This is a genomic window from Pseudomonas sp. YuFO20, assembly GCF_035064975.1.
GTDB classification, from domain to species: Bacteria; Pseudomonadota; Gammaproteobacteria; order Pseudomonadales; family Pseudomonadaceae; genus Aquipseudomonas; species Aquipseudomonas putida_AE.
Genome location: NZ_JAXDEO010000001.1, coordinates 15,370 through 40,666, shown reverse-complemented (window position 1 = coordinate 40,666; position 25,297 = coordinate 15,370). Strand labels below are relative to the sequence as shown.

Genomic DNA, 25,297 nt, shown 5'->3' with positions numbered 1-25,297 from the left:
AGCATGGAAATGCGCGCAGATCTGCTGATTGTCGGGGCCGGAATGGTCGGCAGCGCCCTGGCGCTGGCGTTGCAGGACAGCGGGCTGGAAGTCCTGCTGCTCGATGGCAGCCCGATGAGCGTCAAACCCTATGACCCGCAAGCGCCGTTCGAGCCGCGAGTGAGTGCATTGTCCATTGCCAGTCAGCGAATTCTCGAACGCCTGGGTGTCTGGGACGGCATCGCCAGCCGGCGCAGCAGCCCTTACAGCGAGATGCAGGTCTGGGATGGCAGCGGCACAGGGCAAATCCATTTTTCCGCGACCAGTGTGCACGCGGAGGTACTGGGTCATATCGTCGAGAACCGTGTGGTTCAGGACGCTTTGCTCGACCGATTGCACGACTGTGACCTGGGCATGCTGGCCAACGCGCGACTGGAGCAGATGCGCCGCTCCGGCGACGACTGGCTGCTGACCCTGGCCGATGGCCGTACCTTGCGCGCGCCGCTGGTGATCGCGGCGGATGGCGCCAACTCGGCGGTGCGGCGCCTGACCGGTGTCGCCACGCGGGAGTGGGATTACCTGCACCACGCCATCGTCACCAGCGTGCGCAGTTCCAAGCCCCATCAAGCGACCGCCTGGCAGCGGTTTACCGACAACGGTCCGCTGGCGTTCCTGCCGCTGGAGCGCGACGGTCAGCAGGATTGGTGCTCGATCGTCTGGTCGACCACTCCTGGCGAAGCCGAACAGCTGATGGCGCTGGATGACGAGGGTTTCTGTCGCGCGCTGGAGCGGGCCTTCGAAGGCCGGCTAGGCAGCGTGCTCAGCGCCGACCCGCGTCTGTGCGTGCCCCTGCGTCAGCGCCATGCCAAGCGTTACGTGGCCGAGGGCCTGGCCCTGATCGGCGACGCGGCGCACACCATTCATCCATTGGCCGGGCAGGGCGTGAACCTCGGTTTCCTCGATGCGGCGGTGCTGGCCGAAGTCCTGTTGCAGGCCAACACGCGTGGCGAGCGCCTGGCGGATGTGAAGGTGTTGAGTCGATATGAGCGTCGGCGCATGCCGCATAACCTGGCGCTGATGGCGGCGATGGAAGGCTTCGAGCGGCTGTTCCAGGCTGATCCATTGCCGGTGCGCTGGTTGCGTAATACCGGGTTGAAGATGGTCGACCGGATGCCCGAGGCCAAGGCGCTGTTCGTGCGTGAGGCGTTGGGATTGATCGGCGACCTGCCGGCCCTCGCCAAGGCCTGACACCTCCCCTATACCCCTGTAGGAGCTGCCGCAGGCTGCGATTTTTTGATCTTGCTCTTTTTAAAAGCAAAATCAAAAGATCGCAGCCTTCGGCAGCTCCTACAGGGATCACAGCAAATTCGCGGGCCTGTGCAACATCTGGTAACTCCTCCGCAAACTGTTCGATTGAGAAGGCAAATGTGAGTCCTTATCATTTGCCCTCACTTTTTCAATCGAGAGACCGCTCCCATGTTGGCACCGAAGCGTCTACTGACCGCACTGGCCCTGACTCTGATCGGCAGCACCGCCGCCCAGGCCGCTGACGAGGTAGTGGTCTACTCCTCGCGCATCGACGAACTGATCAAGCCTGTCTTCGATGCCTACACCGCGAAAACCGGGGTCAAGGTGAAGTTCATCACCGACAAGGAAGCGCCGCTGATGCAGCGGATCAAGGCCGAGGGCGAGAACACGCCCGCCGACCTGCTGCTGACCGTCGATGCCGGCAACCTCTGGCAAGCCGAGCAGATGGGCATCCTCCAGCCGTTCACCTCGAAAACCATCGATGCCAACATTCCGCTGCAATACCGCGCGGCCTCCCATGCCTGGACCGGCCTGAGCCTGCGCGCGCGGACCATCGCCTATTCCACCGACCGGGTGAAACCGGGCGAACTGACCACCTACGAAGCGCTGGCCGACAAGAACTGGGAAGGTCGCCTGTGCCTGCGCACGGCGAAGAAGGTCTACAACCAGTCCCTGACCGCCACCATGATCGAAGTGCACGGCGCCGAGAAAACCGAGAAGATCCTCAAGGGCTGGGTCAACAACCTGTCCACTGACGTGTTCTCCGACGACGTGGCGGTGCTCGAGGCCATCAATGCCGGCCAGTGCGACGTCGGCATCGTCAACACCTACTACTACGGCCGCCTGCACAAGCAGAAGCCGGACCTGCCGGTAAAACTGTTCTGGCCGAACCAGGCGGATCGCGGCGTGCACGTCAACCTGTCGGGCATCGGCCTGATCAAAAACGCGCCGCACCCGGAAGCGGCCAAGGCGTTGGTGGAGTGGATGACCACGCCTGAGGCGCAGAAGATCTTCGCCGACGTGAACCAGGAATTCCCGGCCAACCCGACCGTGCAGCCCTCCGCCGAAGTCGCCGCCTGGGGCAAGTTCGTCGCCGATACCCTGCCGGTGGAAGTCGCGGGCAAGCGCCAGGCCGAAGCGATTCGCATGATGGACCGGGCTGGCTGGAACTGACGCCACGGTTTTAAAGCAAAAGATCGCAGCCTTCGGCAGCTCCTACACAGGTCCCCTGTAGGAGCTGCCGGAGGCTGCGATCTTTTTGCGTTTTCCCTACAATTCAGGATTTTGCGAGAACCATCCCTTGGCCCACCCCGCCCAACGCCGCTGGTATCCCCTGGTCTTCGCCATCGCTGCGCTGGTCCTGCTGCCCCTCAGCGTCCTGCTGTTGTCCTGGCAAACCATCGACCAGCAGATCTGGTCTCACCTCTGGGAAACCCAGATGCCGCGCCTGCTGGGCAACACCCTGACCCTGGTACTCGGTGTCGGCGTTGGCGTGACGGTGCTGGGGGTGAGCCTGGCCTGGCTCACCAGCCTCTGCGAATTCCCCGGCCGGCGCTGGCTGGACTGGGCACTGATGCTGCCCTTTGCGATTCCGGCCTACGTGCTGGCGTTCGTCTTTGTCGGGCTGCTGGATTTTGCCGGCCCCGTGCAGACCCTGCTGCGGGAGTGGTTCGGCACTGGCCTGCGATTGCCGCGCGTGCGCTCCACGGGCGGGGTGATACTGGTCCTGGTGCTGGTCTTCTATCCCTACGTTTATCTGCTGGCCCGCACCGCGTTTCTCGCTCAGGGCAAGGGCTTGATGGAAGCGGCGCGGGTGCTCGGTCAATCCCCATGGCAGGCGTTCTGGCGCGTTGCGATGCCCATGGCGCGTCCCGCCATCGGCGCTGGCGTCGCCTTGGCGCTGATGGAAACCCTGGCGGATTTCGGCGCCGTGTCGGTCTTTAACTTCGACACCTTCACCACCGCCATCTACAAGACCTGGTACGGGTTTTTCAGCCTCTCCAGCGCCGCGCAACTGGCCAGCCTGTTGCTGCTGGTGGTGATGCTCGTACTGTACGGCGAGCGGCGCGCCCGCGGTGCCAACCGGGCGAGCAACGAACGGCCACGGGTCAAGGCGTTGTACCACCTGCGCGGGCTCAAGGCGCTGTTGGCGACAGCCTGGTGCGCGCTGGTGTTCGCCTGCGCCTTCGTCATTCCGATGCTGCAGCTGCTGGTCTGGTTCTGGCAGCGCGGGCGCCTGGACCTGGATGAGCGCTACACCGCGCTGATACTCCACACCTTGTACCTGGGGACGATGGCGGCGTTGATCACCGTCAGTGTCGCCTTGGTCTTGGCGTTTGCCCGGCGGCTGGCGCCCACCCAAGGCATCCGCGCCGGGGTCAGCCTGGCCAACCTTGGCTACGCCTTGCCCGGTTCGGTGCTGGCGGTGTCGATCATGCTGGCGTTCAGTTACCTGGATCGTGAACTGGTGATCCCGCTCTCCGGTTGGTTCGGTGGGGCTGCCAAGCCGTTGCTGCTGGGCAGCCTGCTGGCGTTGCTGCTGGCCTATCTGGTGCGCTTCATCGCCGTGGCTTACGGTCCGCTGGAAAGCAGTCTGGCGCGAATACGGCCATCTTTGCCCGAAGCGGCACGTAGCCTGGGCGTCAGTGGTCCGCGACTGTTTTTCAAAGTGTATCTGCCGTTGCTGCTCCCCGGTTCGTTGAGCGCGGCGTTGCTGGTGTTCGTCGATGTGCTCAAGGAAATGCCCGCGACCCTCCTGATGCGCCCGTTTGGCTGGGATACGCTGGCGGTGAGGATCTTCGAAATGACCAGTGAAGGCGAGTGGGCGAGGGCCTCTTTGCCGGCCTTGACCCTGGTTTTGGTCGGACTGCTACCGGTCATCGGATTGATACGTCGTTCGGCGCATCGAAACAGCTAGGTGCCAGTCCTACACCATGCGGCTACAATGCGCGGCATTCGGTGCGGTCCGTCTGACAGACAAGGTAGTGAAAACAGCTGGAAGCCTTTTATTTCACGGCTCCCGCAAGCAGTATCACTGGCCCGCACCTTCGCCACGCCCGGAAGGAGAAACCCATGGGACAGCGTACGCCTCTGTATGACCTTCATCTCGCCCTGGGCGCGAAGATGGTCGATTTTGGCGGTTGGGATATGCCTCTGCATTATGGATCCCAGGTCGAGGAGCATCATCAGGTGCGCCGCGATTGCGGTGTTTTTGATGTATCCCACATGACCGTGATCGATGTCGACGGCCCCCAGGCCAAGGCATGGCTTCAGCATTTGCTGACCAACGACGTCGAACGCCTGCACAAACCCGGTTCCGCGTTGTACAGCGCCATGCTCAATGAGCGCGGCGGTATCGTCGACGACATGATCGTCTATCGCCTCGAAAGCGGTTACCGCCTGGTGGTCAACGCCTCCACCCGCGATCAGGACCTGGCGTGGATGCAGGCGCATCTCGACGGTTTCGATGTGCAGCTTAACGAGCGTTCCGAAATGGCCATGCTGGCCATCCAGGGGCCTCATGCCCGGAACAAGATTGCCGAGTTGGTGAACCAGGCACGCGGCACATTGATCCAGCAGCTCAAGCCTTTCGAGGGCAAGCCCGACGGTGACTGGTTCATCGCACGCACCGGCTACACCGGTGAAGACGGCCTGGAAATCATTCTACCGGCCGACCAGGCACCGGGATTCTTCAACGATCTGGTGGGCGCGGGCATTTCCCCCATTGGCCTGGGCGCGCGTGACACCCTGCGGGTCGAGGCGGGCATGAACCTGTACGGTCAGGACATTCACCAGGACGTTTCCCCGCTGGCCTCCAACATGGCCTGGAGCATCGCCTGGGAGCCGGCCGCTCGCCAGTTCATCGGCCGCACGGCGCTGGAAGCCGAGCGCAGCGGCGGCATACAACACAAGCTGGTCGGTCTGGTCCTCGAGGAGCGCGGGGTTTTGCGCGCTCATCAAGTGGTCCGCATCGCCGATGTTGGCGAAGGGGAGATCACCAGTGGTAGTTTCTCTCCTACGCTTAGCAAGTCGATTGCACTGGCGCGCGTGCCAATGGCTACGGCCGACCGCGCAGAAGTGGAAATCCGTGGCAAGTGGTACCCGGTCCGAGTGGTCAAGCCGACCTTCGTCCGCCATGGCAAAACCTTGATCTAACCTTTTCCGGCGGACCTTGACCGCCGATCATTTTCCTGAGGACACAGAACATGAGCGATATCCCTGCCGACCTGCGTTTTGCCGAGAGTCACGAATGGGCTCGCCTGGAAGCCGATGGCACCGTCACCGTGGGCATCAGCGATCACGCGCAGGAAGCGCTGGGTGATGTGGTGTTCGTTGAGCTGACCGAAGTGGGCAATGTGTTTGCCGCTGAAGACCAGGCCGGTGTCGTTGAATCGGTAAAAGCCGCTTCCGACATCTACTCCCCGATTGCCGGTGAAGTGATCGCGGTCAACGAAGCACTGAGCGCTGAACCTGAGTTGCTCAACTCCGACCCGTACGGTGCGTGGATCTTCAAGATCAAGCCAAGCAACGCGGCTGACCTGGAAAAGCTGCTCGATGCAGCGGCTTACAAGGCCGCCATCGGCGAATAAGCCTTCAGCGTTACCCCAAAGCCCCGACCTGTCGGGGCTTTTTTGTACCCTAAAAGATCGCAGCCTTCGGCAGCTCCTACATTGAAATGCGGTCCCCTGTAGGAGCTGCCGAAGGCTGCGATCTTTTGATTTTCAGGGGACTGCTATGCTGGTTTGACCGTGTTGCATCGACGCCGAGCGCCAGTCAAGAGAGAGCCCGTCATGTCCCAGTTGCCGTCCCTGAGCCAGTTACGCGACCCCAATGCCTTCCTTCGCCGCCACCTCGGGCCTGATGCCGCCGAGCAACAGGCAATGCTCGACAGCCTGGGCCTCGGCAGCCGGGTCGAGTTGATCGAGCAGACGGTGCCGCCGGGAATCCGCCTGAACCGGCCACTCGATTTGCCGCCGGCCCTCGACGAAGAAGCCGCGCTGGCCAAGCTGCGCGGTTACGCCGAGCAGAACCAGGTCTGGACCAGCCTGATCGGCATGGGCTATCACGGCACGTTGACGCCGGCCGTCATCCTGCGCAACGTCCTGGAAAATCCCGGCTGGTACACCGCGTATACACCCTACCAACCGGAAATTGCCCAGGGTCGGCTCGAAGCCCTGCTGAATTTCCAGCAATTGACCATCGACCTCACGGGCCTGGAACTGGCCAACGCCTCGCTGCTGGATGAAGCCACTGCGGCGGCGGAAGCCATGGCCCTGGCCAAGCGGGTCGCCAAGTCGAAAAGCAATCTGTTCTTTGTCGACGAACATTGCCATCCGCAGACCATCTCCGTGGTGCAAACCCGCGCTGAAGGCTTCGGCTTCGAGCTGATCGTCGACGCTGTGGATAACTTGAAACAGCACCAGGTGTTCGGTGCGCTGCTGCAATATCCCGACACCCGCGGCGAGATCTGTGACCTGCGTCCGTTGATCGATCATCTGCATGCCCAGCAGGCGCTGGCCTGTGTCGCCACCGATCTGTTGAGCCTGCTGTTGCTGACCCCGCCGGGGGAGCTGGGGGCCGACGTGGTGTTCGGCTCATCCCAGCGTTTCGGCGTGCCCATGGGCTACGGCGGCCCTCATGCGGCGTTTTTTGCCAGCCGTGACGAGTACAAACGAGCGATTCCCGGACGCATCATCGGCGTGTCGAAAGACGCCCGCAGCAACGTTGCCCTGCGCATGGCGCTGCAAACCCGCGAGCAGCATATTCGTCGTGAAAAGGCCAACTCGAACATCTGCACCGCGCAGGTGCTGCTGGCCAATATCGCCAGTTTCTATGCGGTTTATCACGGCCCGGAGGGGCTCAAACGGATCGCCCAGCGCGTGCACCGGCTGACCTGCATCCTTGCCGCCGGCCTTGAGCGCAAGGGCATCAACCGCCTCAACCAACACTTCTTCGATACCTTGACCCTGGAAGTCGGTGGCACCCAGACCGCGATCCTCGAAAGCGCCCAGGCCGCGCAGATCAACCTGCGCATTCTTGGGCGTGGGCAGTTGGCTTTGAGCCTCGACGAAACCTCTGACGAAAGCACGGTGGCGAAACTGCTCGATGTGTTTCTGGGTGCCGATCATGGGCTCAACGTCGAGGAACTGGACGCTGAAGCTCTGGATGGCGGCATTCCCGACGTGCTCAGGCGAACCTCGCCCTACCTGCGCCATCCGGTGTTCAACGCCCACCACAGCGAAACCGAGATGCTGCGCTACCTCAAGCAACTGGAAAACAAGGATCTGGCGCTCAATCAATCGATGATCCCGCTGGGCTCTTGCACCATGAAGCTCAATGCCACCAGCGAGATGATCCCGATTACCTGGCCGCAGTTCGCCAACCTGCATCCGTTCGCGCCCAAGGAGCAGGCGGTCGGTTACTCATTGATGATCGAAGAACTGGAGCGTTGGCTCTGCGCGATCACCGGTTTCGATGCGATCTGCATGCAGCCCAACTCCGGGGCCCAAGGCGAGTACGCCGGGTTGCTGGCGATCCGCAAATACCACGAGAGCCGCCAGGAGGGCGGGCGGGATATCTGCCTGATTCCTTCATCGGCCCATGGCACCAACCCGGCCTCGGCGCAAATGGCCGGGATGCGCGTGGTGATTGTCGAGTGCGACGAAGCGGGCAACGTCGATCTGGATGACCTGAAAGACAAAGCCGCCCAAGCCGGGGATAAACTCGCCTGCCTGATGGCGACCTATCCCTCGACCCACGGCGTGTACGAGGAAGGCATCAGCGAAATCTGTGAAGTCATCCACAGCCACGGCGGCCAGGTGTACATGGACGGCGCCAACCTCAATGCCCAGGTTGGCCTCGCGCGCCCGGCGGACATCGGCGCCGATGTGTCACACATGAACCTGCACAAGACCTTCTGCATTCCCCATGGCGGCGGTGGGCCGGGTATGGGGCCGATTGGCGTGCGCGCGCACCTGGCACCCTTCGTGGCCAACCACCCGGTGGTGCCGATCGAAGGGCCGCTGCCGCAGAACGGCGCCGTCAGTGCCGCGCCTTGGGGCAGCGCGAGCATTCTGCCGATCAGCTGGATGTACATCGCCATGATGGGGCCGCAATTGGCCGACGCCAGCGAAGTGGCGATCCTGGCGGCCAATTACCTGGCGCGGCATCTGTCCGGCGCGTTTCCAGTCCTCTACACCGGGCGCAACGAGCGGGTGGCCCACGAATGCATTCTCGACCTGCGACCTCTGAAGGCGCTGACCGGTATCAGCGAAGAAGACGTGGCCAAGCGCCTGATGGACTATGGCTTCCATGCGCCGACCATGTCGTTCCCGGTGCCGGGGACCTTGATGGTCGAGCCCACTGAAAGTGAATCGAAGGCGGAGCTGGACCGCTTCATCGGGGCGATGCTGAGTATCCGCGCGGAGATCACCGAGGTGCAGAACGGCAACTGGCCGGCCGAGGACAACCCTTTGAAACGCGCGCCCCATACGCTGGCGGACATCACTGGGGTATGGGAGCGGCCTTACAGCATTGAGCAAGCGGTCACGCCGGATGCTCACACCAAGGCGCACAAGTACTGGCCGGTGGTGAACCGGGTGGACAATGTCTACGGCGACCGGAATCTGTTTTGTGCGTGTGTGCCGCTGGACGAGTACCGCTGAAAAACACACACCCCTCCTGTAGGAGCTGGCTTGCCAGCGATGGAGTGTCAGTCGACATCAATTTGTCTGACCCACCATCGCTGGCAAGCCAGCTCCTACAGAGGGTTTTGTGTTGGCCATAAAAAATGCCGCTCATGGGAGCGGCATTTTTGTTCAGGCTAAGCTTATTCCGAGGCCACGGCATTCTTCGCCAAAATCGCATTCGCCAGTTCCATGTCCGTAGCCTGCAGCCCCGGGTTGTCGGCGCGAACCTTCTGCATCGCCGCTTCCAGGTACGGGCCGCGGATGCCGCCGTCACTGGCGACAAAGCTGCCGGCATCGTCCTGGGCAGCGACGATCAGCTTGTGATCCTTGAACGTCAGGTAGGTCGAACCGGTGGTTGCACCGGAGGAAATGACGTTACGCCAAAAGCTATCGGCCATCGCCGAACCGACAGGCAGGGACAACAGGGCGATGGTAGCGACAGCAAGTTTGAGACGCATGATGGGTGACTCCACTGATTAACTGCGGTGTTGGATTGTCGTCCCTCAATCGAGTTCCCTCCCGGCCCGGCTACTTCTGCTCGCTCTGCGGCGTCACCCGCAACACCTCCTCGATGGTCGTCAAACCGGCCGCCACTTTCTGTGCACCCGACAGTCGCAGGCTGCGCATGCCTTCCTTGAACGCCTGGCGCCGCACCGCCAGCAAGTCGGTGTCGGGATTGATCAGCGCCTTGAGGCCGTCGCTCAGTTGCATGATTTCGTACACCCCGGCGCGACCGTGATAGCCGGTATCGCGGCATTCCAGGCAGCCAATGGCGCGCTGGGTGTTGCCAGGCAGCGGCGCCTGCCAGGGCCGGGTCAGGGTTTGCCAGTCTTCTTCGGCCAAGGCTTGCGGTGCCTTGCAATGTGGGCACAAGGTGCGCACCAGGCGTTGGGCCATTACGCCGAGCACGGTGGCCTTGATCAGGTAATGCGGCACGCCGAGTTCCAGCAGGCGGCTGATGGCGCTGGGTGCATCGTTGGTGTGCAGCGTCGACAGCACCAGGTGTCCGGTCAGCGCAGCCTGGATGGCCATCTCGGCGGTTTCCAGGTCACGGATCTCGCCGATCATGATGATGTCCGGGTCTTGCCGCATCAGCGCCCGGACGCCGGCGGCGAAGGTCAGGTCGATGTTGTGCTGGACCTGCATCTGGTTGAACGCCGGCTCGACCATTTCGATCGGGTCTTCGATGGTGCAAAGGTTGACCTCCGGCGTCGCCAGTTTTTTCAGCGTGGTGTAGAGCGTGGTGGTCTTGCCCGACCCGGTGGGGCCGGTGACCAGGATGATGCCATTGGGCTGGCCGGTCATGTCCTGCCAGCGTCGCAGGTCGTCGGCGGAAAAACCCAGCTGATCGAAGTCCTTGAGCAGCACCTCCGGGTCGAAGATGCGCATGACCATTTTTTCGCCAAAGGCCGTGGGCAGGGTCGAGAGTCGCAACTCGACTTCGCCGCCCTCCGGGGTCTTGGTTTTCACCCGGCCATCCTGGGGTTTGCGTTTTTCTGCGACGTTCATTCGCCCGAGGCTCTTCAGGCGACTGACGATGGCCATGGTCACCTGTGGCGGGAATTGGTAGACGTTGTGCAGTACGCCGTCGATACGAAAGCGCACCGTGCCCTGTTCGCGCCGGGGCTCGATGTGGATATCACTGGCGCGTTGCTGGAAGGCGTACTGGAACAGCCAGTCGACGATATTGACGATGTGCGCGTCGTTGGCATCGGGCTCCTGATCGCTGGCGCCGAGGTTGAGCAACTGTTCGAAGTTCCCCAGGGTGTTGACCTGCTGATCGCCGCTATTCGCGCCGGTGACCGATTTGGCCAGGCGGAAGAACTCCACGCTGAAACGCTGGATGTCCACCGGGTTGGCCACCACGCGCTTGATCGGTAGCTTCAGCACGTGGGTCAGGTCGGCTTCCCAGGCGGTGACGTAGGGCTGGGCGCTGGCGATCGTCACTGCGTCGCGATCGACCGAGACTGCGAGGATCTTGTGGCGCTGGGCGAAGGCGTAGGACATCAGCGGCGTCACGGCCGCGACGTTGATTTTCAGCGGATCGATCCGCAGGTAAGGCTGGCCGGCCTGCTGCGACAGCCACAGGGTCAGGCTTTCAAGGTCGAGGTGCTTGCCGGGACGGCTGAGGTCGTCCAGGTGTTGGCTGGCGATGAATTCCAGCGGGTGCATCTGGCCATGGGCGGCGTTACGGCGTCGGGCATTGAACGCCTGTTCGGCCGAGTCCTGGCTGACGAAGCCCTGGGCGACCAGTTCACGCAGCACATCATTGAGATCCAGCCAGCGGTCCTGAAAGGCGATTTGTACGGACATGCGGGCTCCTTTGAACGACAGTGCGCAAAGGATAGTCGTGACCCTGCAGGCCGTTGGGCCACTACCCGACGAAGCCGTATCGGGTTTTTTCAGCCGGCTGCCCGGGCCGCTTCAACCCACGCCGAATCAACGCTTTGCAGCTCGACCGAGCAAACGCTGATCAGGTTTCGAAGTTTTTCCGCGATCACCTGGGCGCGATGCCAGCTCAATCCGTCGATGACGATATCGATCGCCAGCAAGTCCTCCTGGCGCTGCACCTGCACCTGTTCTGGTGTCAGGAACTGCAAGGCGAACAGATTGAGCGCACGGCACAGCAGATCTGGCTCGGCTTCCGCCAGCAATTGGTAGTGAACGCGGCAATGGGCGTTGCCGGCATTCCAGGCATCAAAGCGGGTGGGCGAGGTATTTACGGCTTCCAGGTACGGCATGCTCGGTCTCCAAGTTGTTGGAGAAATTTTTACATTCGCCGCCGGGTATTTCTTATCTATGATTAGGCATATTGCGGCTTTTTTGAATAGTGCAATTCACATAATTATCGGTTTAAGGTTTTTTTATGCACAGCGAGCTGGACAACTACGACCGCAGGATTCTCGCCTTGCTGCAAGAGGATGCTTCGCTCTCGAGCGCGCAGATCGCCGAGCAGGTGGGGCTATCGCAGTCGCCTTGCTGGCGAAGGATTCAGCGGATGAAGGAGGAGGGGATCATTCGTGGCCAGGTCACCTTGCTCGACCGCAAGAAAATCGGCCTGAACACGCAGATCTTTGCCCAGGTAAAGCTCAACGCCCATGGCCGTTCGAACTTCACCGAATTCACCGAGGCGATTCGAGGGTTTCCGGAGGTGCTGGAGTGTTACGTGCTGATGGGGGCGGTGGATTTCATGTTGCGCATCGTTGCGGCGGACATCGAGGCGTATGAGCGGTTCTTCTTTGAGAAGCTGTCGCTGGTGCCGGGGATACAGGAGGTGAACTCGGTCGTGGCGTTGTCGGAGATCAAGTCGACCACCAGTTTGCCGGTCTGAAATCCATCGCCAGCAGGCTGGCTCCCACATTGGTTTTGTGTACGCAACAAATCCCCAGTGGGAGCCAGCCTGCTGGCGATAGCGGTATTACAGACGCAGAAGCATCTTCCAGGCACGATTCTGATACACCGCGATCGCCTGCTGCTTGCGCGCATCCAGGACTTCATCGGTGATCGGCTCGTTGGCCAATTGCGCCAGCTTGTTCAGCTCGCCGTACAGGCGATCCATTTCCGGGATCTCCAGCACGTTGCGTGCGTGATGCAGCCACACCTGGATGCGTTCGATGCGCGGCAGTTGCTCAGCCAGGTCTTCCGGCTGCTGCTGGTAACGCTGCAATTGCAGCGAAGTGGCTTCTTCGCCCAGCAAACGTGGCAGCCAGCTGCCCAGTTGCGCGGCGCCCTGGCGATTGCCGCGGGTGTTGCGGTCGGCGGTCCAGGTGCGGGCCAGCAACCAGCGCGAGGTGTTCAGGGAGAACAGGCCCCAGCGAGGGTCTTCGAGTTCTTCGAGGAACTGCTCCGGCGCGGCCTTGCGCACGTCTTCGTCGTCCAGGCCGGCCTGGACCAGCGGGCGCCAGTCTTCCAGCAAGGCGTCGAGTGCAACTCGCAGATCGTGGGTCGACTGACGTGGCGCGGCTTGGCCGAGGCTGCTGATCAGCGCGCGCATTTCAGCCAGGCTCTCGACCCAGTCCTGCAACAGGCGCCAATGACCATTGAAGCGATACTGCTCGGCCAGGCGCTGGCTGCTGCCCAGCAAGTGCCAGCTGAGCGCGGCGAAGGCGTCGTCCAGTGGCGTTTCGGCGCTGATCTGCGGTGCCGGCAGGCTCAGCGAGTAGCTGTGGGCGTCGTACAGGCGATAGCCGCGTTCGGCCTTGCTGATGTCGCATGGCATCAGGGCCAGTTTCTCGGCCAGTTCGGCGGCCAGTTCCAGAAGAGCGGCGGGCTCGCCTTCGCGCAATTCCAGTTCCAGTTCGCAGATTTCTTCTTTCTGCTTGCCGACCACCACATGGCCCAGGTCCAGCGCCGCTTCGATGACCACCTTGGTCTTGCCACGGCCCCAGGCGATTTCCGCGCGCTCGCGGACGAAATCGGTGGTGAAGATGGCTTTCAGGGTTTTCTTGTCCAGTTCAGCCAGCTCTTCGGGCCAGCATTCACCGTCGAGTTTTTTCAGATCGAGTTTGGCCTTGGGCAGGTTCCAGTCGTACTCGTTACGTACGGACAGGCCGGCGACGCTCTGGCCGCGGGTCTTGAGGGTCTGGATCACTTCTTCGCCATCCTTGCGCAGGCGCAGGGCGACTTTGGCCCGGGCCAGGTCTCGCTCCGGGGTGTCGAAGTATTGATTCATCAACTCACGGCGTTCCCAGCCACTTTTGTTGCGTTTTTTCAGTAACGGGTGCTCGCGCAGGGCGGCGAGGGTTTCGCGGCTGACGCGGAGTTTGATTTCGGTTTCTTTCTGCATGGCCGGAAAATCCAGGATCGGGAGCGCAGCCGGGGGAAAAGGTGGCTGCCAAGGCCGTGCAGTGTACAGGACTCGACCTGCCTACGCCGCGCGACGGTTTATTCCTGTCACCGGATGGCTCTATGATGGACTTCAATCCGGGAGTTGGAGTCAGCGATGCCTTTGCCGTCCATGAAAGATCAGTTCGCTGCGCTGATCGCTGCACCATCCGTCAGCTGCACCCAGGCAAGCCTCGACCAATCCAATCGTCCGGTGATCGACCTGCTGGCCGCCTGGCTCGGCGACCTGGGCTTTGCCTGCGACATCCAGCAGGTCAGCCCCGGCAAATTCAACCTGCTCGCCAGTTTTGGCAGCGGGCCCGGCGGGCTGGTGCTCGCCGGTCACAGCGATACGGTGCCGTTCGATGGCGCGCTGTGGCAGACCGACCCGCTGAAGCTGACGGAAGTCGACGGCCGCTGGGTCGGCCTGGGCAGTTGCGACATGAAGGGCTTTTTCGCCCTGGCCATCGAAGCCGTCAAGCCGCTGCTCGACCAACCGTTCAAGCAGCCGCTGCTGATCCTGGCCACCTGCGATGAAGAAAGCTCGATGTCCGGCGCCCGGGCGCTGGCCGAGGCGGGGCGCCCGCTGGGGCGTGCGGCGGTGATCGGCGAGCCGACCGGGCTCAAGCCGATCCGCATGCACAAAGGCATCATGATGGAGCGCATCGATATCCTTGGGCAAAGCGGCCACTCCTCGGACCCGCGCCTGGGTCACAGCGCGCTCGAGGCCATGCACGATGCCATCGGCGAACTGCGCGGCCTGCGCCTGCTGTGGCAGCGCGAATTCCGTAATCCGCAGTTCAGCGTGCCGATGCCGACCATGAACTTCGGCTGCATCCATGGTGGCGACAACCCCAACCGTATCTGCGGCCAGTGTTCGCTGGAATTCGATCTGCGGCCGTTGCCGGGGATGGATCCCAAGGTCCTGCGTGCCGAGATTCTGCAGAAGCTCAAGCCGATTGCCGAACGCCATCAGGTCAAGATCGATTACGCACCGCTGTTCCCCGCCGTGCCGCCTTTCGAACAGGCTGAGGATGCGGAACTGGTGCGCATCGCCGAAAAGCTCACCGGCCATGCCGCCGAAGCAGTGGCATTCGGCACCGAAGCGCCTTATCTTCAGCGCCTTGGCTGCGAAACACTGGTGCTCGGCCCGGGCGATATCGCCTGCGCCCACCAACCGGGGGAATTCCTCGAAATGTCACGTTTGCAGCCTACGGTGCATCTATTACGTCAGTTGATTGAACATTACTGCCTGACGCCGGCCAAAGAACTGGCGTCTGTCGGTTGAACGCAAGCCCTTGTAGGAGCTGCCGAAGGCTGCGATCTTTTGATCTTGCTTGTAAAACAAAGATCAAAAGATCGCAGCCTTCGGCAGCTCCTACAGGGGTTCTCGATTAATTTGTCAGGTTCAAAACCCGTATTCATGAGGAGAGCGCGCGTGTCGCCAAGCCTGTTCCGACGATAACCATCAGCCCGCTGTGCGTTTTACTGTTTCGCCCTTTTTTCGGCTGCTATTTATTACAGGCCCAGGTTCATGCCCGAATACGTCAATTGGCTTCGTCATGCTTCGCCCTACATCAACGCCCACCGCGATTGCACCTTTGTCGTCATGCTGCCCGGCGACGGCGTTGAACATCCAAACTTCGGCAACATCGTCCACGACCTGGTGCTGTTGCACAGCCTCGGCGTGCGCCTGGTGCTGGTGCACGGTTCGCGCCCGCAAATCGAAGCACGCCTCGAGGCTCGCGGCCTGACCCCGCATTACCACCACGGCATGCGCATCACCGATGCCGCGACCCTGGAGTGCGTGATCGATGCGGTCGGTCAACTGCGCATCGCCATCGAAGCGCGCCTGTCCATGGACATGGCGTCGTCGCCGATGCAGGGCTCGCGCTTGCGGGTGGCCAGCGGCAACCTGGTGACTGCACGGCCGATCGGCGTGCTGGAAGGTGTCGACTATCACCACACCGGTGAAGTGCGTCGGGTTGATCGCAAGGGCATCAATCGCCTGCTGGACGAACGCTCCATCGTGCTCCTGTCGCCGCTGGGCTACTCGCCGACCGGTGAAATTTTCAACCTCGCCTGTGAAGACGTCGCTACGCGCGCGGCCATTGACCTGGGCGCGGACAAGCTGCTGCTGTTTGGCGCCGACCTTGGCCTGATCGATGAACACGGCCGGCTGGTCCGCGAGCTGCGTCCGCAACAGGTGCCGGCGCATCTGCAGCGCCTGGGCAGCAACTACCAGGCCGAGCTGCTCGATGCCGCCGCTGAAGCCTGCCGTGGCGGCGTGGCCCGCAGCCATATCGTCAGCTACGCCGAAGACGGTGCGCTGCTGACCGAGCTCTTCACCCGTGATGGTGGCGGCACGCTGGTGGCCCAGGAGCAATTCGAGGTGGTGCGCGAAGCGGCCATCGAAGACGTCGGCGGCTTGCTGGACCTGATCAGCCCGCTGGAAGAGCAGGGCATTCTGGTACGCCGCTCGCGCGAAGTGCTCGAGCGGGAGATCGAGCAGTTCAGCGTGGTGGAGCGTGAGGGCATGATTATCGCCTGTGCGGCGCTGTACCAGATCGCCGACTCCGATGCCGGGGAGCTGGCGTGCCTGGCGGTGAACCCGGAGTACCGCCATGGCGGTCGCGGTGATGAACTGCTCGAGCGCATTGAAACCCGCGCCCGGGCCCAAGGGTTGAAAACCCTGTTCGTGCTCACCACGCGCACGGCGCACTGGTTTCGCGAGCGCGGCTTCGTGCCGAGCAGCGTCGATCGCCTGCCATCGGCGCGGGCGTCGCTGTACAACTATCAGCGCAATTCGAAGATCTTCGAAAAAGCCCTGTAACCACGAACCCCCTGTAGGAGCTGCCGCAGGCTGCGATCTTTTGACTTTGATTTTTCAAGATCAAAAGATCGCAGCCTGCGGCAGCTCCTACAGGGGATGTTGCGTTATTCCTGGACGAACTTCGCACTGACATACGGCGAATAATCCGCCAGCACCGTCTCAACCTTCCCCTGTTCCTTCAAGAACTTCGCCGTCTCGCCAATCGCCTGCGCCGTACCGCCGGCCAGCAAGGCACCGGTCTGTTGTGCCTTGGCATCCGGGAACGCGGACCCAGCCAGCAGTTCCGGCACGTCGGCGGCGTTGGCACCGGTCAGTTTGGCGATTTTCTGCACCGGCACCGAATCGGCGGTCCAGCTGTCCTTGTGTGCCGCATAGTCGGCAAATGAGTCCAGGGTGACCTTGGCGAAGCGGGCGATGACCTCCGGGTGTTTCTCGGCGTAATCCTTGCGCGCGACCCAGACTTCGAAGGTCGGTGCACCCCATTGGCCGACCTGCGCGGCATCGGTCAAGGTCTTGCCAGTCTTGCGAACTTCCCCCAGGGCGGGCGACCAGACGAACGCGCCGTCGATGTCTCCGCGCTTCCACGCGGCGGCAATTTCCGCCGGTTGCAGGTTCACCACTTTGACTTTCGAGGCGTCCAGGCCCCAGTGCTTCAACGCACCCAACAGGCTGTAGTGGGACGTGGAAACGAACGGGGTGGCGATGGTCTTGCCGATCAGATCTTGCGGTTTATCGATGCCACTGCCGTTGCGCACTACCAAGGCCTCGGCGGCGTTGATCTGTGCGGAAACGAGGAACGCGACAATCGGCAGATTGCGCGACGCCGCGGCGGCCAGTGGGCTGGAGCCGAGGTTGCCGATCTGCACATCACCGGAGGCGATGGCGGTGACCACTTCCGGGCCACTGTTGAAACGTCGCCAGTCGATTTTCTCGCCAATGGTTTTTTCGTAAAGGCCATCGGCCTGCGGGACTTTGCTGGGGTCGATACCGGTCTGGTAGCCCACCGTGAGGTTCGCCGCGTGGGCGGAAAAAGAAAAAATCAACGATACACAAACTGTAACAAATGGTCGGGATAGTGCGCGCTTGGTCGTCATGGCTTCGGCCTTTTCGATAGGTTTTGTGGCGGAATTGCTACTAAACCTAATCGATCTAAAAAACGCCTAATAAATACAATTTCGGAATTAGCTTATGAGTCAGCCGCTCTATCCTGAGGTAGGCAAGACGGTGAGCTAAATTCCTAAAGGGTATGAGAAAAGAATTTATCCGTTCTTTTCAGGTTTATGACGAACTCATGACCCTGCATGGACCAAAAAACCGGTGATTAGACTATGGTCGTAGACACACATAGTTACGATTGACTTGTGAGTCACGCTGCGGCGCTAATCGCGAATCTTAGGATCAGGGGCAATTGACCCCCGGCCAGGAATACAAGAATTAGAGACGAGAGGAGTTTAACAATGAACAAGTCCACCTTGGCCCTGGCCGTGACGGTAGGGGTTTTGGCGCAGCAGGCAGGCGCCGCCGGTTTCATCGAAGACAGCAAGGCTTCCGTCAGTTCGCGTACCTATTATTTCGACGCCGATAAGCGTGAAGGCGCGAGCACGCCTGCCAACCGGCAGCGAGAGGCCGCTGAAGGTCTCAAGTTCGACTTCCAGTCCGGCTATACCCCGGGTACTGTCGGTTTCGGTATCGACGCCCAGGCGCTGGTCGGTATCCACCTGGACGGTGGCAAGGGCCATCACCCGGACAACAACTCCTTTACCCCAAGCGATTCCGATGGTTCTGCAGAGAGCTCGTGGAGCCGTCTGGCGGGCAACGTCAAGGCACGTGTCTCGAAGACCGAGGCCCACCTCGGTGGCGCCCTGCAACCGAACATGCCGATCCTGATCGCGAACGACAGCCGCGTGCTGCCACAGACCTTTGAAGGTGGCACCATCACCTCCAAGGAAATCGACAACGTAACCTTTAACGTGGGTCAGTTGGAGCACGCGACAGGTCGCGCCTCTTCCAACAGCACTGGCCTTGCCGTGGCTGGCGGTACTCAGGACAGCAACCAGTTCCGCTACGCCGGTGCTGACTGGAAGGTCACCAAGGACCTGTTGCTGCAGTACTACTACGCGAACCTGGAAGACTACTACAAGCAGAACTTCCTCGGCCTGGTGCACGTTTATCCGATCGCAGCCAACCAGTCGTTCAAGACCGACATCCGCTATTTCGACAGTAGCTCCGACGGCAAGAACGGCCAGGCCGGCTACCAGTTCAACAACAACAACGGCTACGCCAAGACCCCGGGCGAGGTCGATAACAAGACCTGGAGCGCCACGTTCACCTATACCCTGGGCGGCAGTGCATTCCTGCTCGGACATCAGCGTGTCAGCGATGACGGCGGCTTCGTCTTCCTCAACCAGGGCAACGTTGTCGATGGCAACGGTCGCAACGAAGGTGCTGGCGGCGCCAGTTTCTACTCGTTCACCGATGCCACTGTGGCCAGCTTTATCCGTGCCGGTGAAAACACCACCTACGGTCAATACTCCTATGACTTCGCTTCGCTGGGCGTGCCAGGTTTGAAAGCGTCGGCTGCCTACCTGTATGGCCGGGACATCAAGGCCACCAATGGCGTGGGTGATGACCTGAACGAGCGCGAGACCGACCTGCGTGTGGATTACGTGATTCAAACCGGTCCGCTTAAAGGGTTCGGCACGACGCTGCGTCACGGTATGTACCGTGGTAACACCAGTACGCTCGATGAAGACCAGACCCGTCTGATCTTCAACTACACCTACGCCTTCAAGTAAGCCGTAGCCAAAAGCCTCGTCACCGGACGAGGCTTTTTTTTGCGTGCATTTTTATATTCCATAAACAATGCATGTGATGATCTTTTATTCTTTTTAGCTTTTTACTAATCCGCTTAAAGTAAGGCCATCCGGCACGCACCGTAAGCCTCGGATTCGAGCTTCACATCCCCGAACACCCTACAACACCGGAATCGGTTTTATCGCCGACAACCTCGGGTCAGCGCTGTCGGGTCATATTCCTAAATGCGATTAAAATTAATTTTGCAATTCTTTTTAGGATTATGAAGGAGTATTCTGCGCGGCCAAAAAAACGACCGATCCAGACGGTCTGGCGCCAATTGCGCTTGCGGATCCAGGGCATTCGACCCAGGACCAGGAATTAGAAAACGATAGGAGCGAAACAATGAACAAGTCCACCTTGGCCCTGGCTGTGGCCGTAGGGGTTTTGGCGCAGCAGGCAAGCGCCGCCGGTTTCATCGAAGACAGCAAGGCAACGTTGGGGCTGCGCAACTTCTACATCAACACCGACTACCGTGACGGTACGGGTCCGAACAAAAACGAAGAATGGGGCCAGGGCTTCGATCTGCGTTTTACCTCCGGTTACACCCAAGGCCCGGTTGGCTTCGGTATTGATGCGATCGGCCTGTTGGGCGTGAAGCTGGATTCGGGTGGCGGCACCAACGGTGCTTCCAACAACTCCTACGGCGGTACTGTTTTCCCGAGCAAGTCCAACGGCGAAGCCGTTGATAACTTCTCCAGCCTGGGCCTGACTGCCAAAGCCAAGATCTCCCAGACCGAGCTGAAACTAGGCACCCTGCAGCCAAAACTGCCAGTGATCGTGACCAACGACGGCCGTCTGCTGCCACAAACCTGGCAGGGTGGCCAACTCTCCTCGGGCGACATCAAGGACCTGACCCTGATCGGTGGCCAGATCGAGCAGGTAAAAGGCCGTAACTCGAGCAACAACGAACAGCTTTCTATCTCCGGCGCCAATAGCCGTGCTTCAATAGGCCGGGACAGCAACAAGTTCATCTACGCCGGTGGTGACTACAAGCTCACCAAGGACCTGACGGCCCAGTACTACTACGGCAACCTCGAAGAGTTCTACAAGCAACACTTCCTGGGCCTGGTGCACAACTGGTCAATCGGCCCAGGTGTATTGAAGTCGGACCTGCGCTACTTCAACAGCACCGATGACGGTGCCAACGGCCACGATCCGCTGTACTACACCACCGGCAACTACAACGCGCCGAGCGGTAAAGGCAAGGTCGACAACAACCTGTACAGCGGCCTGTTCCTGTACACCGTTGCCGGTCACACCTTCGGTGGCGGTTACCAGGTCAGCAACGGCAGCAGCGACTTCCCTTGGCTGAACCAGGGCGACGGATCGTCGGCCTACATCATCACCGATTCGCAAATCCAGAAGTTCGCCCGTGCCGGCGAGCGCACCTGGCAGGCACGCTACTCCTATGATTTCGCCAAGCTCGGCGTGCCTGGCCTGACGGCGGGTGTGGTGTACCTGCATGGCGATGACATCGATACCGTCAACGCTGCCGGTCGTGAAGCGGCCAGCGGCGCTTCCGAGTGGGAGCGCGACCTGACCGTGGGTTACGTGGTCCAGTCCGGTGCGTTGAAAAACCTCGGCGTAATGTGGAAAAACGCCACCTGGCGCACCGATCTGCCGAATACTCGCTCCCAGGACGAGAACCGCCTGATCGTCAGCTACTCGATCCCGCTGCTTTAACAGCGCTCGGGTAACCAAAGGAAAAAAAAGCCCCACCCGGCATCACGCCGGGTGGGGCTTTTGTGTTTTCGAGGCGGGCTCACCCCCGTAAACCCGCCAGGAAAGTCCCCTCTTTTGCAGCAACTCAAGGCCTTCTCGAACCTTGTGGCCGATGTTCGGCGCGATGGCTTCGCGCGTCCAGTGAAGAGATATTTAATATTCTATTTAGTGCTAAATAAATCGATATTTATTCTTTTTAATAGATAAAAAATACAGGCACAGTTGAGCTCATCAAGCACTCACAAGGAGCAGCACCATGGGCCTCAGACTCGGCGATATCGCCCCCGATTTCGAACAGAATTCCAGCGCTGGTGCTATCCAGTTCCACCAGTGGCTGGGCGATAGCTGGGGTGTGCTGTTTTCCCATCCGGCCGACTTCACGCCGGTGTGCACCACCGAGCTGGGCTTCACCGCCAAGCTGAAAGATGAATTCGCCAAGCGTGGGGTCAAGGCCATCGCCCTGTCCGTCGACCCGGTGGAATCGCACCACAAGTGGATCGAAGACATCAACGAAACCCAGGGCACCCTGGTCAATTTCCCGATTCTCGACGACGCCGACCGCAAGGTCTCGGACCTGTACGACCTGATCCATCCCAACGCCAACGACACCCTGACGGTGCGTTCGCTGTTCGTGATCGACCCGAACAAAAAGGTCCGGCTGACCATCACCTACCCGGCGAGCACCGGGCGCAACTTCCATGAAATCCTGCGGGTGATCGACTCGCTGAAACTCACCGACAACTACAAGGTGGCCACCCCGGCCAACTGGCAGGACGGTGACGAGGTGGTGATCGTGCCGTCGCTCAAGGATGAAGATGAAATCCGCCAGCGTTTTCCCAAGGGCTATCGCGCGGTGAAACCGTACCTGCGCCTGACGCCGCAGCCAAACAAATGAGTCATTGAGCTTTGTGCTGTGGCAGATGCCGCCTTCGCGAGCAAGCCCGCTCCCACAGTGACCGCGTACTCCCTGTGGGAGCGGGCTTGCTCGCGAAGACGGCGGGTCAGGCAACGCAGTGTCAAGAGTGAAATGCATCCATAAAGCAGGGGATTTCAGGTCGTTTTAACGGCCTGTTTTTTTGCCTGGAAGAAACTGACTCGCATATCTCTTAAACGAATAACCAAATGAATAAATATGATTTATAGATATATAAATCACCTGTTAAGGTCACTGCATCAAAGCGAGATCGCAAGCCGCGAATCGCCAACACCGTTTAAGGAAGTCTCTCAATGCTGGTCGTCTCACTGGGTGGCAGTCCCAGCCAGCGCTCCCGATCCGGGGTGCTGCTGGATCGCTCCCGACGTTGGTTACAAGAGCGGGGCGTGGAAGTGGTGAGTTATCAGGTACGGGACTTCCCGGCCGAAGACTTGCTGCACGCACGCTTCGACAGCCCGAAGGTCGTCGATCTGCTGCAACAGATTGAAAACGCCGATGGCCTGCTGATCGCCACGCCGGTGTACAAGGCTTCGTTTTCCGGAGCCCTGAAAACCGTTTTGGACCTGCTGCCCGAACGCGCCCTGAGCCACAAGGTGGTGCTGCCGATGGCCACGGGGGGCAGCATTGCCCACATGCTGGCGGTGGATTATGCCCTCAAGCCGGTGCTGTCGGCATTGAAGGCCCAGGAGCTGCTGCAAGGGATTTTCGCCGTCGACAGCCAGATCGCCTATGGCGAAGGCAGCGCCCTGGCGCAGTTGGCGCCGGAGCTGGAGCAACGACTGGACGAGTCGCTGGAGTTGTTTTTCAGCGCCATGGCACGACGGCCCAGGCCGCTTGATCCGAACCTGTTGAATGATCGTTTATTGAGTGCTCGCTGGAGCATTTAAGCCTCATCGAAATTTGAAGTACTGGCCTTACTCGCCCGCCAACGGGCAAGCAGGTGCAGCCAAAACCCAACTGCAAAAAGGAGAGCGCCATGCGCCCTGTCATTTTGCGTCGCGGTCTGGTCGCTCTGTTTGCTGCGGCTGTCACCTTCGGCGCCATTACTCAAGCTCAAGCCGAGACACTCCGTATCGGTTATCAGAAATACGGCACCCTGGTGCTGCTCAAAGCCAAAGGCACCCTGGAAAAACGCCTCGCCGCCCAAGGCGTCGACGTGCAATGGACTGAATTCCCCGGCGGCCCGCAACTGCTCGAAGGCCTGAACGTCGGCTCCATCGACTTCGGCGTCACCGGCGAAACCCCGCCCGTGTTCGCCCAGGCAGCGGGCGCGGATCTGCTCTACGTCGCCTACGAACCGCCAGCGCCGCACAGCGAAGCTATCCTGGTGCCGAAGGACTCGCCGATCAAATCGGTGAAGGACCTCAAGGGCAAGAAAGTCGTGCTGAACAAAGGCTCCAACGTGCACTACCTGCTGGTGCGCGCCCTGGAAGACGCCGGGCTCAAATACACCGATATCCAGACCGTCTTCCTGCCGCCGGCCGATGCCCGCGCCGCGTTCGAGCGTGGCAGCGTCGATGCCTGGGTCATCTGGGACCCGTACCAGGCGGCCGCCGAACAGCAGCTGCAAGCGCACACCCTGCGCGATGGCCAGGGCATCGTCGACAACCACCAGTTCTACCTCGCCACCAAGCCCTATGCGCAGAAAAATCCTGAGGTGATCAAGACCCTCGTGGAAGAAGTGCGGGCAGTCGGCGAATGGTCGAAAGCCAACCCTGAAGACGTGACCAAACAGGTTTCGCCACTGCTCGGCCTGCCGGCGGACATCACCCTGACTTCGGTGAAACGCCAGGGCTACGGCGCGTTGTTCCTGACCCCGGAAGTGGTCGCCGCCCAGCAGAAAATCGCCGACAGCTTCTACCAGCTCAAGCTGATTCCCAAGCCGCTGAGTATCAAAGACGTGATCTGGACGCCACCGGCGGCCGTTGCCCAAAGCTCAGTAACCAAAGCTCTGTAACCAAAGCCCAGTAAATTCGAACCCCCAAGGAGACCACTCCATGAGCCTCAATATCTTCTGGTTCCTGCCTACCCACGGCGACGGCCATTACCTTGGCACCGCCGAAGGCGCTCGCGCCGTCGATCACGGTTACCTGCAACAGGTCGCGCAAGCGGCGGATCGACTGGGCTTCGGCGGGGTGCTGATTCCCACCGGGCGTTCCTGCGAAGACTCGTGGCTGGTGGCGGCGTCGCTGATCCCGGTGACCCAGCGTTTGAAATTCCTCGTCGCCTTGCGCCCCGGGATCATTTCCCCGACGGTGGCAGCGCGGCAGGCCGCGACCCTGGATCGTCTGTCCGGCGGTCGTGCGCTGTTCAACCTGGTCACCGGGGGTGATCCGGAAGAGTTAGCCGGCGACGGTCTGTTCCTCAGCCACGAAGAGCGCTACCAGGCCTCGGTGGAATTCACCCGCATCTGGCGTCGGGTGCTGGAAGGCGAAACCGTCGACTACGACGGCCAGCACATCAGCGTGAAGGGTGCCAAGTTGCTCTATCCGCCGATCCAGCAACCGCGTCCGCCGCTGTACTTCGGCGGTTCGTCGGAAGCGGCGCAAGACCTCGCAGCCGAGCAGGTCGAAATGGTCCTGACCTGGGGTGAGCCACCGGCCGCCGTTGCCGAGAAAATCGCCCAGGTGCGCGCCAAGGCCGCCAAGCTCGGGCGCACCGTGCGCTTCGGTATTCGCCTGCATGTGATCGTGCGTGAAACCAACGCCGAGGCCTGGCAAGCGGCTGATCGATTGATCTCGCACCTGGACGACGACACCATCGCTCGCGCCCAGGCTTCGCTGGCGCGCTTCGATTCCGTTGGCCAGCAACGCATGGCCGCGCTGCACGGCGGCAATCGCGACAACCTGGAAGTCAGTCCCAACCTGTGGGCCGGTGTCGGCCTGGTGCGCGGCGGTGCAGGCACAGCGCTGGTGGGTGACGGCCCGACCGTTGCGGCGCGCGTGAAGGAATACGCGGACCTGGGCATCGACACCTTTATCTTCTCCGGGTATCCACACCTGGAAGAGTCGTATCGCGTCGCCGAGCTGCTGTTCCCGCACCTGGATATCGAACGTCCGGAGCTACCGAAAAGCGCCGGCTACGTCAGCCCGTTTGGCGAGATGGTCGCCAACGACATTCTCCCTAAAGCCGCGTCCCAGAGCTGAGGCGCGC

General features: G+C 61.0%; 20 protein-coding genes. 15 read left to right on the top strand and 5 right to left on the bottom strand.

Features of this window, described 5'->3' with window-relative positions; translation table 11 throughout:
• Window positions 1–9: 9 nt before the first annotated feature.
• The 6 genes from SOP85_RS00180 to gcvP all read left to right on the top strand — a co-directional run bounded on the left by SOP85_RS00180 (window position 10) and on the right by gcvP (window position 8,951).
• Window positions 10–1,227: a 2-octaprenyl-3-methyl-6-methoxy-1,4-benzoquinol hydroxylase gene (locus tag SOP85_RS00180; RefSeq protein ID WP_323607229.1), complete on the top strand. Its 1,218-nt coding sequence runs from the start codon at window positions 10–12 to the stop codon at window positions 1,225–1,227.
• Between the two features lie 228 nt (window positions 1,228–1,455).
• The gene (locus SOP85_RS00175; protein ID WP_274073646.1) at window positions 1,456–2,460 is read left to right on the top strand and encodes an extracellular solute-binding protein; all 1,005 of its coding nucleotides are present in this window, start codon (window positions 1,456–1,458) and stop codon (window positions 2,458–2,460) included.
• A gap of 127 nt (window positions 2,461–2,587) precedes the next feature.
• The gene (locus SOP85_RS00170; RefSeq protein ID WP_323625692.1) at window positions 2,588–4,204 is read left to right on the top strand and encodes an ABC transporter permease; all 1,617 of its coding nucleotides are present in this window, start codon (window positions 2,588–2,590) and stop codon (window positions 4,202–4,204) included.
• 155 nt (window positions 4,205–4,359) lie between these two features.
• A complete protein-coding gene (gcvT, locus tag SOP85_RS00165) occupies window positions 4,360–5,442 on the top strand; it encodes a glycine cleavage system aminomethyltransferase GcvT (protein WP_323625691.1) in 1,083 nt (360 codons plus the stop codon).
• A gap of 50 nt (window positions 5,443–5,492) precedes the next feature.
• Entirely contained in the window at window positions 5,493–5,876 is a 384-nt protein-coding gene (gcvH, locus tag SOP85_RS00160) for a glycine cleavage system protein GcvH (RefSeq protein WP_274073643.1), read from the top strand.
• A 201-nt stretch (window positions 5,877–6,077) separates the two neighbouring features.
• Window positions 6,078–8,951 carry an aminomethyl-transferring glycine dehydrogenase gene (gene gcvP / locus SOP85_RS00155; RefSeq protein WP_323625690.1) on the top strand — a complete coding sequence of 958 codons (2,874 nt, stop codon included), beginning with the start codon at window positions 6,078–6,080 and terminating at the stop codon, window positions 8,949–8,951.
• A gap of 164 nt (window positions 8,952–9,115) precedes the next feature.
• Here gcvP and SOP85_RS00150 read toward each other — a convergent pair whose 3' ends face one another.
• The 3 genes from SOP85_RS00150 to SOP85_RS00140 all read right to left on the bottom strand — a co-directional run bounded on the left by SOP85_RS00150 (window position 9,116) and on the right by SOP85_RS00140 (window position 11,716).
• Complete coding sequence (locus tag SOP85_RS00150; protein ID WP_169857239.1) at window positions 9,116–9,436, bottom strand: DUF2388 domain-containing protein; 321 nt, start codon at window positions 9,434–9,436, stop codon at window positions 9,116–9,118.
• A gap of 67 nt (window positions 9,437–9,503) precedes the next feature.
• Window positions 9,504–11,288, bottom strand: coding sequence for a GspE/PulE family protein (locus tag SOP85_RS00145; protein ID WP_323625689.1), 1,785 nt, complete (start codon window positions 11,286–11,288; stop codon window positions 9,504–9,506).
• A gap of 89 nt (window positions 11,289–11,377) precedes the next feature.
• Complete coding sequence (locus tag SOP85_RS00140; protein ID WP_323625688.1) at window positions 11,378–11,716, bottom strand: hypothetical protein; 339 nt, start codon at window positions 11,714–11,716, stop codon at window positions 11,378–11,380.
• A gap of 125 nt (window positions 11,717–11,841) precedes the next feature.
• On the opposite strand from SOP85_RS00140, the gene SOP85_RS00135 reads away from it, so the two are divergent.
• On the top strand, window positions 11,842–12,306 hold the full coding sequence (locus SOP85_RS00135) for an Lrp/AsnC family transcriptional regulator (RefSeq protein ID WP_274073639.1): 465 nt from the start codon (window positions 11,842–11,844) through the stop codon (window positions 12,304–12,306).
• Between the two features lie 87 nt (window positions 12,307–12,393).
• Here the strand turns inward: SOP85_RS00135 and SOP85_RS00130 are convergent, their stop codons facing one another.
• On the bottom strand, window positions 12,394–13,761 hold the full coding sequence (locus SOP85_RS00130; protein WP_274073638.1) for a CYTH domain-containing protein: 1,368 nt from the start codon (window positions 13,759–13,761) through the stop codon (window positions 12,394–12,396).
• Between the two features lie 156 nt (window positions 13,762–13,917).
• Here SOP85_RS00130 and argE point away from each other — a divergent pair, with 156 nt between their 5' ends.
• Together argE and argA are read left to right on the top strand one after the other, a co-directional pair.
• Window positions 13,918–15,087, top strand: a complete 1,170-nt coding sequence (argE, locus tag SOP85_RS00125; RefSeq protein ID WP_274073637.1) for an acetylornithine deacetylase — start codon at window positions 13,918–13,920, stop codon at window positions 15,085–15,087.
• Between the two features lie 246 nt (window positions 15,088–15,333).
• A complete protein-coding gene (argA, locus tag SOP85_RS00120) occupies window positions 15,334–16,632 on the top strand; it encodes an amino-acid N-acetyltransferase (protein WP_008064942.1) in 1,299 nt (432 codons plus the stop codon).
• 104 nt (window positions 16,633–16,736) lie between these two features.
• Here argA and tauA read toward each other — a convergent pair whose 3' ends face one another.
• On the bottom strand, window positions 16,737–17,726 hold the full coding sequence (gene tauA, locus SOP85_RS00115; protein WP_323625687.1) for a taurine ABC transporter substrate-binding protein: 990 nt from the start codon (window positions 17,724–17,726) through the stop codon (window positions 16,737–16,739).
• A 363-nt stretch (window positions 17,727–18,089) separates the two neighbouring features.
• On the opposite strand from tauA, the gene SOP85_RS00110 reads away from it, so the two are divergent.
• From SOP85_RS00110 to ssuD, 6 genes are all read left to right on the top strand, one after another.
• Entirely contained in the window at window positions 18,090–19,427 is a 1,338-nt protein-coding gene (locus SOP85_RS00110) for an OprD family outer membrane porin (protein WP_274073635.1), read from the top strand.
• Between the two features lie 403 nt (window positions 19,428–19,830).
• Complete coding sequence (locus SOP85_RS00105; RefSeq protein WP_323625686.1) at window positions 19,831–21,171, top strand: OprD family porin; 1,341 nt, start codon at window positions 19,831–19,833, stop codon at window positions 21,169–21,171.
• 295 nt (window positions 21,172–21,466) lie between these two features.
• Window positions 21,467–22,105 carry a peroxiredoxin gene (locus tag SOP85_RS00100; protein WP_323625685.1) on the top strand — a complete coding sequence of 213 codons (639 nt, stop codon included), beginning with the start codon at window positions 21,467–21,469 and terminating at the stop codon, window positions 22,103–22,105.
• A gap of 332 nt (window positions 22,106–22,437) precedes the next feature.
• Entirely contained in the window at window positions 22,438–23,031 is a 594-nt protein-coding gene (ssuE, locus tag SOP85_RS00095) for an NADPH-dependent FMN reductase (RefSeq protein ID WP_323607221.1), read from the top strand.
• Window positions 23,032–23,120: 89 nt separating this feature from the next.
• On the top strand, window positions 23,121–24,101 hold the full coding sequence (locus SOP85_RS00090; protein ID WP_323625684.1) for a sulfonate ABC transporter substrate-binding protein: 981 nt from the start codon (window positions 23,121–23,123) through the stop codon (window positions 24,099–24,101).
• 40 nt (window positions 24,102–24,141) lie between these two features.
• The gene (gene ssuD / locus SOP85_RS00085) at window positions 24,142–25,290 is read left to right on the top strand and encodes an FMNH2-dependent alkanesulfonate monooxygenase (RefSeq protein WP_166618582.1); all 1,149 of its coding nucleotides are present in this window, start codon (window positions 24,142–24,144) and stop codon (window positions 25,288–25,290) included.
• Window positions 25,291–25,297 lie beyond the last annotated feature (7 nt).

Bases quoted from the DNA above. Each gene is read 5' to 3' on its own strand.
- SOP85_RS00180 (WP_323607229.1), top strand. From the start codon at position 10: ATGCGCGCAGATCTGCTGATTGTCGGGGCCGGAATGGTCGGCAGCGCC.
- SOP85_RS00175 (WP_274073646.1), top strand. From the start codon at position 1,456: ATGTTGGCACCGAAGCGTCTACTGACCGCACTGGCCCTGACTCTGATC.
- gcvT (WP_323625691.1), top strand. From the start codon at position 4,360: ATGGGACAGCGTACGCCTCTGTATGACCTTCATCTCGCCCTGGGCGCG.
- gcvH (WP_274073643.1), top strand. From the start codon at position 5,493: ATGAGCGATATCCCTGCCGACCTGCGTTTTGCCGAGAGTCACGAATGG.
- gcvP (WP_323625690.1), top strand. From the start codon at position 6,078: ATGTCCCAGTTGCCGTCCCTGAGCCAGTTACGCGACCCCAATGCCTTC.
- SOP85_RS00145 (WP_323625689.1), bottom strand. From the start codon at position 11,288: ATGTCCGTACAAATCGCCTTTCAGGACCGCTGGCTGGATCTCAATGAT.
- SOP85_RS00140 (WP_323625688.1), bottom strand. From the start codon at position 11,716: ATGCCGTACCTGGAAGCCGTAAATACCTCGCCCACCCGCTTTGATGCC.
- SOP85_RS00135 (WP_274073639.1), top strand. From the start codon at position 11,842: ATGCACAGCGAGCTGGACAACTACGACCGCAGGATTCTCGCCTTGCTG.
- SOP85_RS00130 (WP_274073638.1), bottom strand. From the start codon at position 13,761: ATGCAGAAAGAAACCGAAATCAAACTCCGCGTCAGCCGCGAAACCCTC.
- argE (WP_274073637.1), top strand. From the start codon at position 13,918: ATGCCTTTGCCGTCCATGAAAGATCAGTTCGCTGCGCTGATCGCTGCA.
- argA (WP_008064942.1), top strand. From the start codon at position 15,334: ATGCCCGAATACGTCAATTGGCTTCGTCATGCTTCGCCCTACATCAAC.
- tauA (WP_323625687.1), bottom strand. From the start codon at position 17,726: ATGACGACCAAGCGCGCACTATCCCGACCATTTGTTACAGTTTGTGTA.
- SOP85_RS00110 (WP_274073635.1), top strand. From the start codon at position 18,090: ATGAACAAGTCCACCTTGGCCCTGGCCGTGACGGTAGGGGTTTTGGCG.
- SOP85_RS00105 (WP_323625686.1), top strand. From the start codon at position 19,831: ATGAACAAGTCCACCTTGGCCCTGGCTGTGGCCGTAGGGGTTTTGGCG.
- SOP85_RS00100 (WP_323625685.1), top strand. From the start codon at position 21,467: ATGGGCCTCAGACTCGGCGATATCGCCCCCGATTTCGAACAGAATTCC.
- ssuE (WP_323607221.1), top strand. From the start codon at position 22,438: ATGCTGGTCGTCTCACTGGGTGGCAGTCCCAGCCAGCGCTCCCGATCC.
- SOP85_RS00090 (WP_323625684.1), top strand. From the start codon at position 23,121: ATGCGCCCTGTCATTTTGCGTCGCGGTCTGGTCGCTCTGTTTGCTGCG.
- ssuD (WP_166618582.1), top strand. From the start codon at position 24,142: ATGAGCCTCAATATCTTCTGGTTCCTGCCTACCCACGGCGACGGCCAT.